General features: G+C 69.6%; 15 protein-coding genes and 1 tRNA gene. 3 read left to right on the top strand and 13 right to left on the bottom strand.

Annotated features, from left to right (window positions below; all coding sequences use genetic code 11):
* The first annotated feature begins 68 nt into the window (after positions 1-68).
* Together AB0B45_RS26180 and AB0B45_RS26175 are read left to right on the top strand one after the other, a co-directional pair.
* Positions 69-452, top strand: a complete 384-nt coding sequence (locus AB0B45_RS26180; RefSeq protein ID WP_358135305.1) for a lamin tail domain-containing protein — start codon at positions 69-71, stop codon at positions 450-452.
* A 135-nt stretch (positions 453-587) separates the two neighbouring features.
* Positions 588-661, top strand: a tRNA-Arg gene (locus tag AB0B45_RS26175).
* Positions 662-893: 232 nt separating this feature from the next.
* On the opposite strand, the gene AB0B45_RS26170 is transcribed toward AB0B45_RS26175, so the two are convergent.
* Both AB0B45_RS26170 and AB0B45_RS26165 read right to left on the bottom strand, forming a co-directional pair.
* Positions 894-1,166 (bottom strand): tyrosine-type recombinase/integrase, encoded by a 273-nt coding sequence (locus AB0B45_RS26170; RefSeq protein ID WP_358135302.1) that lies wholly within the window; start codon positions 1,164-1,166, stop codon positions 894-896.
* 32 nt (positions 1,167-1,198) lie between these two features.
* Positions 1,199-2,299: an integrase core domain-containing protein gene (locus tag AB0B45_RS26165; protein ID WP_358135299.1), complete on the bottom strand. Its 1,101-nt coding sequence runs from the start codon at positions 2,297-2,299 to the stop codon at positions 1,199-1,201.
* A 235-nt stretch (positions 2,300-2,534) separates the two neighbouring features.
* On the opposite strand from AB0B45_RS26165, the gene AB0B45_RS26160 reads away from it, so the two are divergent.
* The gene (locus tag AB0B45_RS26160) at positions 2,535-3,641 is read left to right on the top strand and encodes a glycoside hydrolase family 95-like protein (RefSeq protein WP_358135296.1); all 1,107 of its coding nucleotides are present in this window, start codon (positions 2,535-2,537) and stop codon (positions 3,639-3,641) included.
* Here the strand turns inward: AB0B45_RS26160 and AB0B45_RS26155 are convergent.
* From AB0B45_RS26155 to AB0B45_RS26105, 11 genes are read right to left on the bottom strand one after another with little or no spacing between them, the layout of a single operon-like run.
* Complete coding sequence (locus tag AB0B45_RS26155; protein WP_358135739.1) at positions 3,527-3,868, bottom strand: thioesterase domain-containing protein; 342 nt, start codon at positions 3,866-3,868, stop codon at positions 3,527-3,529. The genes AB0B45_RS26160 and AB0B45_RS26155 overlap by 115 nt on opposite strands.
* A 41-nt stretch (positions 3,869-3,909) precedes the next feature.
* Positions 3,910-4,272 carry an alpha/beta fold hydrolase gene (locus tag AB0B45_RS26150; RefSeq protein ID WP_358135293.1) on the bottom strand — a complete coding sequence of 121 codons (363 nt, stop codon included), beginning with the start codon at positions 4,270-4,272 and terminating at the stop codon, positions 3,910-3,912.
* Entirely contained in the window at positions 4,269-5,693 is a 1,425-nt protein-coding gene (locus AB0B45_RS26145) for a class I adenylate-forming enzyme family protein (protein ID WP_358135290.1), read from the bottom strand. The genes AB0B45_RS26150 and AB0B45_RS26145 overlap by 4 nt, the downstream gene beginning before the upstream one ends.
* Positions 5,694-5,707: 14 nt before the next feature.
* Complete coding sequence (locus AB0B45_RS26140) at positions 5,708-7,447, bottom strand: beta-ketoacyl-[acyl-carrier-protein] synthase family protein (RefSeq protein WP_358135288.1); 1,740 nt, start codon at positions 7,445-7,447, stop codon at positions 5,708-5,710.
* Positions 7,444-7,950, bottom strand: coding sequence for a hypothetical protein (locus tag AB0B45_RS26135; RefSeq protein ID WP_358135285.1), 507 nt, complete (start codon positions 7,948-7,950; stop codon positions 7,444-7,446). The genes AB0B45_RS26140 and AB0B45_RS26135 overlap by 4 nt, the downstream gene beginning before the upstream one ends.
* A gap of 30 nt (positions 7,951-7,980) precedes the next feature.
* On the bottom strand, positions 7,981-8,244 hold the full coding sequence (locus AB0B45_RS26130; protein WP_358135282.1) for an acyl carrier protein: 264 nt from the start codon (positions 8,242-8,244) through the stop codon (positions 7,981-7,983).
* Positions 8,222-9,616 carry an acetyl-CoA carboxylase biotin carboxylase subunit gene (locus AB0B45_RS26125; RefSeq protein WP_358135279.1) on the bottom strand — a complete coding sequence of 465 codons (1,395 nt, stop codon included), beginning with the start codon at positions 9,614-9,616 and terminating at the stop codon, positions 8,222-8,224. Before AB0B45_RS26125 ends, AB0B45_RS26130 begins: the two co-directional genes overlap by 23 nt.
* Positions 9,613-10,074 (bottom strand): biotin/lipoyl-containing protein, encoded by a 462-nt coding sequence (locus AB0B45_RS26120; protein WP_358135276.1) that lies wholly within the window; start codon positions 10,072-10,074, stop codon positions 9,613-9,615. Before AB0B45_RS26120 ends, AB0B45_RS26125 begins: the two co-directional genes overlap by 4 nt.
* On the bottom strand, positions 10,067-11,734 hold the full coding sequence (locus AB0B45_RS26115; RefSeq protein WP_358135273.1) for an acetyl-CoA carboxylase carboxyltransferase subunit alpha: 1,668 nt from the start codon (positions 11,732-11,734) through the stop codon (positions 10,067-10,069). The genes AB0B45_RS26120 and AB0B45_RS26115 overlap by 8 nt, the downstream gene beginning before the upstream one ends.
* A gap of 42 nt (positions 11,735-11,776) precedes the next feature.
* On the bottom strand, positions 11,777-12,229 hold the full coding sequence (locus tag AB0B45_RS26110; RefSeq protein WP_358135270.1) for an SRPBCC family protein: 453 nt from the start codon (positions 12,227-12,229) through the stop codon (positions 11,777-11,779).
* Position 12,230: 1 nt separating this feature from the next.
* Positions 12,231-12,509, bottom strand: a complete 279-nt coding sequence (locus tag AB0B45_RS26105) for an acyl carrier protein (protein WP_358135268.1) — start codon at positions 12,507-12,509, stop codon at positions 12,231-12,233.
* Positions 12,510-12,534: the final 25 nt, after the last annotated feature.

The following is a 12,534-nucleotide window of genomic DNA, read 5'->3' as shown; positions in this document are numbered from 1 at the left end:
TGCAGACACCCGCCGCCCCGCCCATCCCACCGATCCCGCCCCCATCCCATATCGCAGAAGAATCACCCATGCCCATCCCCCTGGCCCTGGTCGCCGCCTTAACCGCCACCGCGTTCGCCCCCTCGTCCACCGCCCCCGCCGTACAGATCGCCAAGGTCTACTACGACTCCCCCGGCGTCGACCGCCGCAGCAACGCGTCCCTGAACGGCGAGTACGTCACGATCCTCAACACCACCCGCAAGCCGATCGACCTGGAACACTGGACCATCAAGGACAAGACCGGCTACACGTACACCTTCGGGCCGGACGCCGTGCTGGGCCCGGGCAAGAAACTCACCCTCCGCACCGGCCAGGGCAGCGACACCCGTCCACGTCCCACTGGGGGCGTGGCGCCTACGTCTGGAACAACGACAAGGACATCGCCTACCTCCGCAACCCGACCGGCCGGCTGATCGACTCCTGCTCGTACAACAACAGCAGGACCGACTACCGGAACTGCCTGTAGCGGGCGCTCCGCGGGGAAGAGTGTGCGTGACACGAGAATCGAGTACGTACGCACTCCCAGGATCATGCACAATTATGCGGGAGCGCCCTTAGCTCAGCTGGATAGAGCACCGGACTTCTAATCCGACGGTCGCAGGTTCGAATCCTGCAGGGCGCGCTTTGATCATGGCGCTGACCTGCGGAAACATGCATTTGCACACCTGGCCGGAACATAGTTCTGGCCCATCCGTGCTCCTACCGTGCTCGCCCGTACCAACCCTGTACACACCATGATCATCATGCTGTCGATCGCCGCGCTCGTCGCTTGCGTCACATGACGAACGGCTCCGTTCCGCCGCGATCCCAGCGGAACGAAGCCGTCCTCTCCCCGGCCAAGCCTCTCCCTCTGATTACACGCGAAGCTGCCGCAGAACGCCTTGGCCTTCGTTGTCACCGAGCAACAGCGCCGCGGTCTTCTCCGCCGCCGCCATCGCCACCTGCGGGAAGACCGAGGTGTAGGTGTCTGCGGTGAAAGCGCTCGAGGTGTGTCCCAGCGTCTCCTGCACCACCTTGATCTCCACACCCGCGGCCAGCATCAACGACGCCGCCCCATGCCGGAGATCATGCAGCCGGACCGGCGGCAACCCCGCCAGATAGGCCAGCCACAGAAACTGGTCGGACACATTGCGCCTGCCGAAAACTCCGTCCACGCAGGTCAAGCGGCATGTGAGTACTCGTGGAGAACCCCGCCGAGCCGATCTCGCCGATGTATGTTCAGGTCATCGATTCGCTTCGGATCGAAGATCGGATCCGGGACGGTACGCAGTGGTGCCGCTTGAGCCCGGGCCTGGTGGGCTCGGTGCTCGTTATAGAACCGCTCGTACTCGGACAGGGCGTGCCGCAGGTGACGTTCGTTCCAGATCAGGCAGCGGTCCAGGAGCTCGCGGCGGCACGACTGCACCCACCGCTCCATGACCGCGTTCATGCGCGGCATCCGGATACCAGTGAGCACGGCCTGGACGCCGGCCTCGGACAGGATCTCGTCCACGAGGGCCGGGAACTTGGCATCCCGGTCACGGATCAGGTAGCGCGCCCGGCAGCCCGCATCCTCCAGATCCATCACCAGATTCTTGACCGCCTGGATGACCCAGCTCGCGTTCGGATGCGCGGTGGTACCCAGCACGCGCACGCGCCTGCTCGTGTGCTCGATGACCGCCAGGATGTACTGACGCTGGCCGTTCAAAGTAATAGTCTCGATGAAGTCGCAGGCCAGAAGAGCCTCGGCTTGCGAGCGCAGAAAGTCGGCCCACGTGATGAACGCCCGCGCAGGAGCCGGATCAAGCCCTTCCTGCTTGAGGATCTCCCAGACCGTGGACGGTGCGATCTTGATGCCGAGCGTGGTGAGCTCACCATGTACCCGCCGATATCCCCACGCCGGGTTCTCTCGAACCAGTCGCAGGATGAGGACGCGGATGGAACGGACCGTGGGCGGGCGACCTCGCCCGTTCGACCGGCAGCTACGGGCGTGACGCCGTTTCATCAGATCGCGGTGCCAGCGCAAGACGGTATCCGGCCGGACGAGCAGCCGTACCCGGCGCAGGACCTCACGCGGCAGCGATGTCAGCAGCGCGGCCAGGAAAGCCCGATCCTCGAGCGCGAACCTCACCCTGGCATCAGCACCGAGTTGCCGTTCAAGCACGGTGATCTGATGGCGCAGGGCAAGTATCTCGACGTCCTTGTCCCGATCGCCCATCGGCAGCAACCGCAGCGCGGCAAAGGCGTTCGTGACGGCGAGATAGGCCAGGCGAAGGAGCACGGTCGATCATCATTCCGCATGCGTCTCCCTCTGCTGAGGGCCGGAGCTCGCGCACGCCAAGCAGGGCGCACATGGCCGTGAGCTGGGCGGACGCAATTGTCGGCAGGCGCACTATCCCCTACTCAAGGAGACCGCGCAGTTCTGGCTCGACTACCTGGTCCAGGACGCCGACGGCAAGCTCGTCGCCTCCCCGAGCTACTCCCCCGAGCACGGGCCGTTCACCGCGGGCGCCGCGATGTCCCAGCAGATTGTCTGGGACCTGTTCACCAATGTCCTGGAGGCCGCCAAGGTGCTGGGGACCGACGAGCCCGAGGTGGCCGCGGCACTGGCCAAACTCGACCCGGGGCTGCGCGTCGGCCGGTTCGGGCAGCTCCAGGAGTGGAAGCAGGACCTGGACAGTCCTACGGACACCCACCGGCACGTCTCACATCTGTTCGCGTTCTACCCGGGACGGCAGATCGGCGGCGATCCGGCTCTGGTCCAGGCCGCGCGGACCAGTCTGATCGCTCGTGGCAATGGGGAGGCGACGGGCTGGGCCAACGCCTGGAAAGCGGCGTTCTGGGCCCGGCTGCGCGACGGCAACCAGGCGTTCGCCCAGTACCGCACCCAGTTGCTGCAGAACACCATGCCCAACCTGTGGGACAAGGTCTTCCCCTCCGGCACGTTCCAGATCGACGCCAACCTCGGCTCCACGGCCGCAGTCGCGGAGATGCTCCTGCAGAGCCACACCGGCGTGATCGACGTGCTGCCCGCCCTTCCCGGCGCGTGGTCGGAACAGGGCTCGTTCGACGGGCTGCGCGCCCGGGGCGCGTTCACGGTCGGCGCGACCTGGCAGCAGGGCGCCCTGACCGAGATCCGCCTCGCCTCCGACAGGGGCGGTCCCGCACGGCTGAGCTTCCCCGGCGATGTCCGGGTGACCGGCGCCGACGGCAACGCGGTCGACCACTCGCGTGAGGCTGACGGTACCGTCACGTTCCTCACCGAGGCGGGCGCGAGCTACCGGATCGTGTCCGCGAACCTGGCCGTCGGGAAGAGCGCGACCCAGTCCAGCACCTACGCGCACCCCATCAACCCGATCGCCGCACGCGCCGTGGACGGGAACATCAGCGGTGACCTCGCCGCCGGCTCGGTCACGCACACCGGCCTTGAGCCCCAGCCCTGGTGGCAGGTCGACCTCGGAACGAGTCGGCCGATCGGCGAGGTCGCGGTATGGAACAGGTCCGACTATCACTTGGCGCGGTTTGGTGGTGAACTCCACCCGCTAGGGTACCCCCGCCCCCGCGCCAGGAACGGCCTCAGCGTTTCGGCGAGCTGCCCAACGCGTTCGAAGATCGAGAAGTGATGCCCGTCGTGGCGGACGACCGTGCACTCCCGCTGCGTGCAGTGCGCCCAGCCCGCACCCGCGTCCGGCCCTACGAGCGGGTCCTCCCGTCCCTGGGCCACCAGCAACGGAGCGGAGATCCGGCGCGGTGGTGAGCCAGAGTCGTAGGAGACGGTGTTGCGCAGGTCGGCACGGATCAGCGGCACGAAGAGCGTGACAGCGATCGACGGGCTGAGCCCGGCCGGCACGCCACCCACGGCCTGGAGCGCCTCGAACAGCTCCAGGTCGGTCAGCTCCAAAGCGTCATCCCCCAGTTCGCCCTCGTCTGCGGCGGGTTGCGCCCGGAGACGACCACCAGGCACGGCCCGTCGCTCGCCGAATCCTCAATGATCGCGGCCATTTCGTAGGCGATGAGGCTGCCCATGCTGTGCCCGAACAGGATGTACGGCCGGCCCGCCGCTCTCTCCGGCACGCGGCGAGCGAGATCCATGGCGGCCGCGCGCACCGAAGGCGCGACCGGCTCAGCGGAGCGGGTGCCGCGGCCTGCGAGCTCCAGCGGGACGACCTCGGCATCGTTGGCGAACCACTCCTGCCAGCCGCGGTAGACCCGGGCTGAGCCGCCGGCGTAGGGCACGCAGAAGAGCAGTGTCATTTGTGGAAGTCCTCAGGGTTGGCGGTGGCGATCTGGATGGCTCGAGGGCGTTCGGCGGGCAGGAGCAGGGAGTTGAGTTCCGACCGGAGCCTCGCTTCCGTGTCCGGTCGTGTGTCGGCGACCGTGATCTCCAGGTCGAGGGCGCTCTCGCCGCCCGCGCCTTCGGCCAGCCGCGGTACGCAGCGCACGACTCCGGCGATGGCGTTGACCGTCTGCCGCAGGCCGCTGAGCGAGACCTTCTCACCGCGGATGATCGCGAAGTCCGACAGCCGGCCGCAGAAGTAGTGGTAGCCGTCCTCGTCGATGGTGAAGACGTCGCCGGTGGCGATCCGGCCGGGGGCGATCAGGGTGCGCGCGGCCGCCGAGCCACCGATCTTCCTCTCCAGCGCGGTGTCGGACTCCACCAGGAGTTCGCCGGTCTCCGGGCGTAGGGACGTCCGTACCCCCGGCAGGGGCAGGCCGACGGAGGCGTGCCGGTGGGCCGGTTCGGCGTGGGCGGCGAGGGTCAGGACGCGCGGGCCCGCCTCGGTGAGGCCGTAGGTGAGGTACAGCTCGCCGTCTGGCCTGGCCGCCAGCAGCCGGGCTACCTGGGCCGGGTGGATCTGGTCCCCGCCGATGGTCATGACCCGGGGACCCGGTGACGGCAGGGTACCGTGGGACAGGAGTCTGCGGGCGAGTTCCGGGGTGATGGAGGAGTGGGTCACGCCGTGGGCCGCGATGGCCGATTCGTAGCCGGCCGGGGTGAAGGGCGGGCCGGTGACGACGATCCGAGCGCCTGTGACATAGGCGGCCAGCACCTGGGCGACCATCGCGTACGAGTAGTACAGCGGCAGGTTGACCAGCACGGTGTCGTCGGCTGTCATGCCGACCGCCGCGGCGTGGCGGCGGGCGTTGCGCAACAGGGCGTCGACGCGGTGCAGGCAGGCGCTGAAGGCTCCGGAGGTGCCGGAGGTGGACATGAGCACCTGTCCGGCGCGGTACGGCGGGGCGGTGCCGGCCTCGGGTCGCGCTCGCCCGCCCTGGGCGACCGGTGTGTCGCCGTCGAGCAGCACCGCCTCAACCTTGCCGACGGCATGGCTGGCGGCTGCGCCGTACCTCTCCGGATCCGGTCTGGCGGCCAGCAGGGCCCGCGCTCCCAGCGTGGCCGCGAGCCGTCTTGTCCGGGCAGGCGGAGTCCTGGGGGCGATGGCGATCGGGACGAAGCCGAGCAGCAGGGCGGCCAGATACGTGCGCACCGTCCGCATGGAGTTGGACAGCGCGATGATGACCGCGTCACCGGGTTCGAGGCCGAGCTTCGCGAGGTCGTCCAGGGTGCCGTCGATCCCTTCCGGGGATGTCCGGGCGGCCAGGTCGGCCGACCTGGCCAGGAAGTCGGCGACCGGTCTCGCGCCCAGCGGCGGTCCGTGGTCTGTGGTGGACATCAGAGACATTCCCTTCATGCCGTCGTGGGGAGAGAGGCGATCGGGGCGGTCAGGAGGGCGCGGGGATTGGTGCCCGGCTCCGTGGCGGCCTGCAGCACGGCGCACCGGGCGGTGTGTCCCTCAGGGTGCGCCTGGTGTCGCACCGCGATCACGTAGCGGGCTTGGCCGGAGCTGAGCCACGACTCCGCGACCGTCAGAGCTGTGTCGACGGTGCCGTCGTCGGCCGCCGCGAGGACCAGCGACGGTCCGCGCAGCCCCCATTGGATGCAGGTGAGCCCGGCCAGGATGCCCGGGTTGGCGCCGGCGAAGCGCAGTGGCGAGACCTGGCCGCGGGTGGTCGCCTGAGCTGCGAGCGCCCTGGAGGTCGGCAGGGGGTGGGTGCCGGTGAGCACGATCACCGCCACGTCGTTCCGGGCGGCGAGCACGTCCTCCCCGCAGCCGCTCTCGCCCAGGGCGGCATCGACCGCTGCGGCGGCCAGCCAGGCCACCGGGTCGGCGTAGAGGGAAGGGCGGTTGGTAGAGCGGGTGGTGGGATCCTCGACTGTGACTGCACCATGACCGGCGACGGCCGGAGGACCAGGCCAGGTGATCTCTTCTACGGCCCTCCGCTCTTCGGGCCTGCTCTCCGTTCCCGCCGTGCCCTCCCCGTGCGAGAACCGCACACAGGTGTTGAACCCGCCGAACCCCAGCGTCAGACTGAGCCCCGCCCCGCCGTGCAACTCCTGCGCCGTGCCGTCCGCCAGCCGCAGCGTGAAGCCGGGCATCGGCGAGTCCAGCCCCGCGAGCGGCGGCGTCGCCCGGTGCCGCAGCGCCAGGATGGTGGCGATCGCCTCGATCGCGCCGGTGGCGCCCAGGCTGTGGCCCAGGGCGCCCTTCGTGCCGAAGACGACCGGATCGCTCTCGGATCCGGCGAAGAGCTCGTGCAGGCTGGTCGCCTCCACCTCGTCGTTGACAGGGGTGCCCGTCCCGTGGGCGCACACCACGGCGACGTCTCCGGTGCCGCCCGGGCATCTGCGCACCGCGGCGACCACGCTGTCACCGGTAGGATCGGGAGCGGTCAGGCCGGTGGCGTCGTTGGCGGAGCCCACGCCGTCCAGGCGGGCGAGGATGCGAGCGCCCCGGGCTCGAGCCGTCTCCTCCAGCTCCAGGACCAGGAACCCTGCACCTTCACCGAGCACCATCCCGTCATGACCGGCGTCGAAGGCACGCAGCCCGGTCCGGCTCATCGTGCCGAGCGCCGAATGCCCCAGGCGCTTGACCTCGCTCAGCACGTCGGCTCCACCCGCCACGCAGATCCCGGCCCGGCCACTTCGGAGCAGCGCCTCCGAGACGAGCAGGCTGTCCGCTCCCGCAGAGCAGGCAGTCGTCACACACAGCGGGGTACCCGGATGCCCGAGCCGGCGCGCGACCTCCTGGGTCCAGTGCCGTTCGGGCTCGTCCTCCGCGTCGAGCTGCCCTCCGAAACTGGTGCCGAGCACAAGCGTCACCGAGGGATCGTCCACCGCGACTCCAGCCTCAGCGAAGGCCTCGGCCAGCGTGCGGACAGCAAGGGCGATCTGCCGTTCTTCCGGAGCCAAGGACACATACGGCGGGAACGGCACCTCCCCGGCAAGCGACGTGCGGAGCCGGTGCGGCGAGCTGACCGGGACGACGCCGGTGGCGCCCGCACACAGCTGGCGCCACACCTCGTCGAGCCCGTCCCCGAGCGGCGTGGTCCACGCCATCCCGGTGACGACGACCACGGGCGCGTTCACCACAACTGCCGGCCCATCGCGGCGACCGTTGTCCGGGTGAGCATCCCCTTGAAGGCGGCGACCGTCGCGCTGCCGACGGACGCGCGACACGAGAAGAAGAACGTGTCGCCACGCAGCCGATCAGCCCGGACATCGAAGACGACCTGGTCGCCGGGGACGACCGGCTTGGTGAAGCGGGCGGTGACAGAGCCGATGAGGGTAAGCTCATCCTCGGCCAGCGGCCTGGTGCTCAGCAGGTAGAGGATGATGCCCGACTGGGCGAAAGCCTGCATGAGATGACTGCCGGGGTAGATCGCACGCTCGGGGAAGTGTCCCGCGATCGCGTCGAGGTTGCCGGAGACGGACAGCAGGCTCCTGAGGAACACCCCGGGCTCATGGTCGGTGACCCGGTCGATGTAGATCATCGGGTGACGGTGGCGCAGCCACTTCTTCATGTCGGTGAAGCCGAGCGTACGGTCGGCCGAGGACTGATCCGCCTGCGGTGACGCCGTCTGGAGTTGCATGGGGGCGATCCTTTCTTTCTCCACGGAAGGTCAGCTGACCATTTCCTCGTCTTTTTGGAGATGCTCCACCAGCGCCTGGATCCCGCCGAGCGTGGCGAAGTGCTCGGGGGAGAAATCGTCATCGTCGATGGTGATCCCGAAGGTCTGCTCAATGCAGACCCGCAGCTCGACGTAGCCGAGCGAGTCGAGGCCGTAGACATCGCGCAGGCTGTCATCGGGCTGCATCCGCTCCGCCGGGATGTCGACGAGAAGCTCGGAGACGAGAATTCCCTTAATGGTCTGCAGGACGTTCACTGGTTTTCTCCATAGGGTTGAATTCGTTTGTTAACGCGTCGACGAAGGCAGTGGAGTGCCTGGCCGCCACGAAATCCGGCTGGGCCAGCAGCCGCCGCAGCAACGGGATCGTCGTGGCCACGCCGGGCCCCTCGACGGCGAACTCGGCCAGCGCCCGGTCGGCACGGACGATCGCCTGCTCGCGCGTCGGCGCCCACACGATCACCTTGGCCAGCAGCGAGTCGTAGTCCGGCGGGATCACGTCGCCCTGGCCGAACCCGGAGTCGACCCGCACCCCCGGACCGCCCGGTGGGTGGTACGAGGTCAGGCGGCCGGGCGTGGGGCGGAAGCCCGCCGATGGGTCCTCGGCGTTGACCCGGCACTCGATGGCGGTGCCGGTCAGCGCGACCTGGTCCTGGGTGATGCCCAGGGGTTCACCGGCCGCGACGCGGATCTGCTCCCGCACCAGGTCGACGCCGGTCAGCAGTTCGGTGACCGGGTGCTCCACCTGGATGCGCGCGTTGATCTCCATGAAGGTGATCTCGCCCGCGGCGTCGAGCAGGAATTCCATGGTCCCCGCCCCGGTGTAGCCGACACGGCGCGCCCCGACCACGGCGTACTCGCCGAGCCGCTCGCGAACCCGGTCCGGCAGGAGTGGTGAGGGCGCCTCCTCCACCAGCTTCTGGTTGCGGCGCTGCAGCGAGCAGTCGCGGTCGCCCAGGTGCAGAACGGTGCCGTGCGTGTCAGCCAGGAACTGGACCTCGACGTGGCGCGGGGCCTGGACCAGGCGTTCCAGGTAGACCTCGCCGTTGCCGAAAACCTGGCGGGCCAGGGCGGTCGTGCGCCGGTAGACCTCGCGCAGCTCGGCGCGATCGCCTGCGGGCTCGATGCCACGGCCGCCACCACCGGCGGCGGCCTTGACGATGACGGGGTAGCCGATCCGCTCGGCCACCTCCTCGGCCTCGGCCGGCGTCGCCACGGGACCGTCGCTGCCCGGCAGGATCGGCAGCCCGGCCGCGGCGAGCAGGGCGCGGACCCGTGCCTTGTCGCCCACGCACTCCATCACCTCCGGGCTGGGCCCGATGAAGACGAGCCCGTGGTCGGTGCAGATCCGCGCGAAGTCCGCGTCCTCCGAGAGGAACCCGTAGCCCGGGTGGATGGCTTCGGCGCCGGCGCGCAGGGCGGCCTCGATGATCGCGGGCGGGTAGCGGTAGCTGCGCTTGGCCGGGGCGGGCCCGATATGCACCGCCTCGTCGGCGTAGGCCACGAAGCGGGCGTCGCGGTCGGCCGTCGAATAGACGGCGACCGTCTCGATGCCCAGCTCGCGGCAGGTCCGTGCGATGCGGAGGGCGATCTCACCCCGGTTGGCGATGAGGATCTTGCTGAAGCTCACGGCTCCTCCGCCCTGATCCGCACCAGCGCCTGGCCATACTCCACGGGCGTCGCGTCGCCGGTCACGACCTCGACCACCTCGCCCGCCAGGTCGCTCTTGACCGGATTCATCAGCTTCATCGCCTCGACGATGCCGACGGTCTGTCCCGCCCGCACGTGCTCCCCGACCTGGATGTACGGCGGGGCGCCCGGCTCCGGCGCCACGTAGAAGGTGCCGACCAGCGGGGCGGTGATCTCGTGCAGACCGGTATCGTCCGCTTCCGTTTCCTCCTCCGTCGCCATCACCGGCGGCAGCGGGGCAGCGGGTGCGGTCCCGTGCGCCCACGAGATGTCCAGCGCCCACTCGCCCACCCGCAGCGAGAGGCTGGCCAGCGGACCCGGCACGGTCTTGACGATGTTGCCGGCTTCTTCGCGCAGCAGGCGGAGGACCGTGTGCCGCTCGTCGGTATGCTCAGTCATCGGCGATCATCCCCAGCACCCGGAAGCGTTCGTAGCGATGTTTGCGAAGCTCGTCGCCGCTCAGCCCGGCGAGCTCGCGCAGGGCTCGCCGTATACCGGCCTTGAGGTGTTCGGCCGCGGCGGCCGGGGCGGTCTGGGCACCGCCGGGCGGCTCGGGCACGATGCTGTCGACGATGCCTAGGCGGAGCAGGTCCGGTGCGGTGATCCGGAGCGCCTCGGCCATACGCGGGCCGTGGGACGGGTCGCCGAACAGGATGGTGGAGCAGCTCTCCGGGCTGATCACCGAGTAGACCGCGTGCCGGAGCATGAGCACCTGGTTGGCCACCGCCAGCGCCAGCGCTCCTCCGCTGCCACCCTCGCTGATCAGGACCGAGACCACCGGCACCGGCAGTTCCGACATGCCGGCCAGGCACTCCGCGATCGCCCAGGACTGCCCGCGGTCCTCGGCGCGGATCCCGGGAGCCGCGCCCTGCGTGTCCACGAGCGTGACCACCGGCAGGCCGAGCCTGCCCGCCAGCCGCATCAGTCGCAGCGCCTTGCGGTAGCCCTTCGGATGGGCCAGCCCGAAGTTCCTGGCGACCAGCTCGTCGGTGCTGTGCCCTTTCTGGTGCGCGATGATCATGACGGAGCGGCCGTCGAGGAGCGCTGGGCCGCCGACGATGGCCGGGTCGTCGCCCTCCAGCCGGTCGCCGTGGAGTTCGACGAAGTCCGTGCAGATCTGCCAGATGTAGTCCAGGGCGGTGGGGCGGCGGGTGTCGCGGACCAGGCGCAGCGTCTCGTACGGCGTCGGCGCCTCCTGCGGTCCCCCCGGCACCTCCTGCAGTTCTTCCAGTGGCCGCTCCCACGCGGTGACCTGGCCCGCATCCCGGGCCGAGGTCACCCCCAGCAGCCTGGCCAGCAGCGGGCGCAGGCCGTCCCTCGCCTCGACCCGGTCGAGCAGGCCGCGGCTCTTGAGGTACTCGGCCGTCTGGAAGCCCGGCGGCAGCTCCTCCCCAGTGGCGGCGGCGATTACGCGGGGCCCGGCGAAGCCGATGCGTGCCCCGCGTTCGGCCACCAGGACGTCGCCGAGGGTCGCGAAGGAGGCGGTGACCCCGCCGAAGGTGGGATCGGTGAGCACGCAGACGCTGAGCAGACCGGCCTCACGCAGCGCGCGCATGGCCTGGGCAGTCTTGGCCATCTGCATGAGGGAGACCGCGCCCTCCTGCATGCGGGCCCCGCCGGAGGTGGTGGCCAGGATCAGCGGGACCCGCTCGCGCAGCGCCATCTCGCAGGCGCGGGTGACCGTCTCGCCGATGGCCGAGCCCATGCTGCCGCCCAAGAAGGCGAAGTCCATCGCCGCCACCACGACCCGCCGGCCGCCGATGGTGGCTCCGCCGTACAGGATGGCGTCCTGCAGTCCGGTACGGCTGCGCGCCTCGGCGAGCCGCTCGGGGTAGGGCCGCGAGTCCGCGAAGCCCAGCGGGTCGCCACCGCTGACCTGCGGCGCGGGGGTGAAGGAGCCGGGGTCGGCGATGGTGTCGATCCGTTCCCCGGCGGCGAGCCGCTGGTGGTGCCCGCACTCGGGGCAGACGCGGCGCGATCGCAGCAGCCGCGGCCGGTAGACGAGCGCGGCGCATTCCTGGCACAGCTCCCAGTCACCGGCATCCTTCGCTATGGCCATGAGCAAGACTCCTCGAGGTCGGTCAGGAGCGTCGGGGCGCGCTCAGCCGCGCGCCTCCGCTTCGATGGCTTCCTTGATCAGCTTCAGCTGCACGGCTGAGTTGGCGTTGACCCGGTCGGCCATGCCCGCGTCGTCTACCTGCATCTCCGGCCTCAGCTCGAAGTCCTGCACCCAGCGCAGCAGGACTCCCTCGTCGGTCTGCAGGTACTCCCAGAACAGGAACATGTACTTGAACGGCCCGAGCTCGACCCGCTGCGAGCGCACGGTCCTGGTTTCGGGGTCGGCGGTCCGGTCCGACACCCAGCTCCACACGACCCCGTTCTCGTCGGGGTGCATGGAGAGCCGGAACCGCACGGTGGTGTCGGTTCGGTGCAGGATCTCCGCCGCGCTGTACTCGCTGAACAGCTTCGGCCACGACTCGATGTCGTTGGTCATGTCCCACACGAGGTCCATGGGGGCGGCGATCGTGATGGCATTGTCGGTGTGTGCTGACATTTCAGGACCTCACTGCGTTGTCGGGGGAGGTGGCCATGAGGGCGTTGACGTAGTCGACGGCCTGCCGCGGCGTGCGCAGGTGCTCCATCGTCTTGTCCGAGATCCGGATGCCGTGCTGGCGCACCAGCTGGGAGACCAGCTCGTACTTGGCAAGCGAGTCGTAGCCGAGGGACTCGAACTCCTCATCGGCGTTGCTCTCGGTCAGTTCGTCGGCGTCGTCGACGCGCAACATCGACCGCAGGTCTTCGAGGGTGAAGACGCCGGTTACGGGCTCTGACATGATGTCGCTCTCTCCTCGTCGAATC

Source organism: Nonomuraea sp. NPDC049152, from assembly GCF_040648355.1.
Taxonomy (GTDB): Bacteria; Actinomycetota; Actinomycetes; order Streptosporangiales; family Streptosporangiaceae; genus Nonomuraea.
This window is presented reverse-complemented; position numbering and strand designations above follow the sequence as displayed.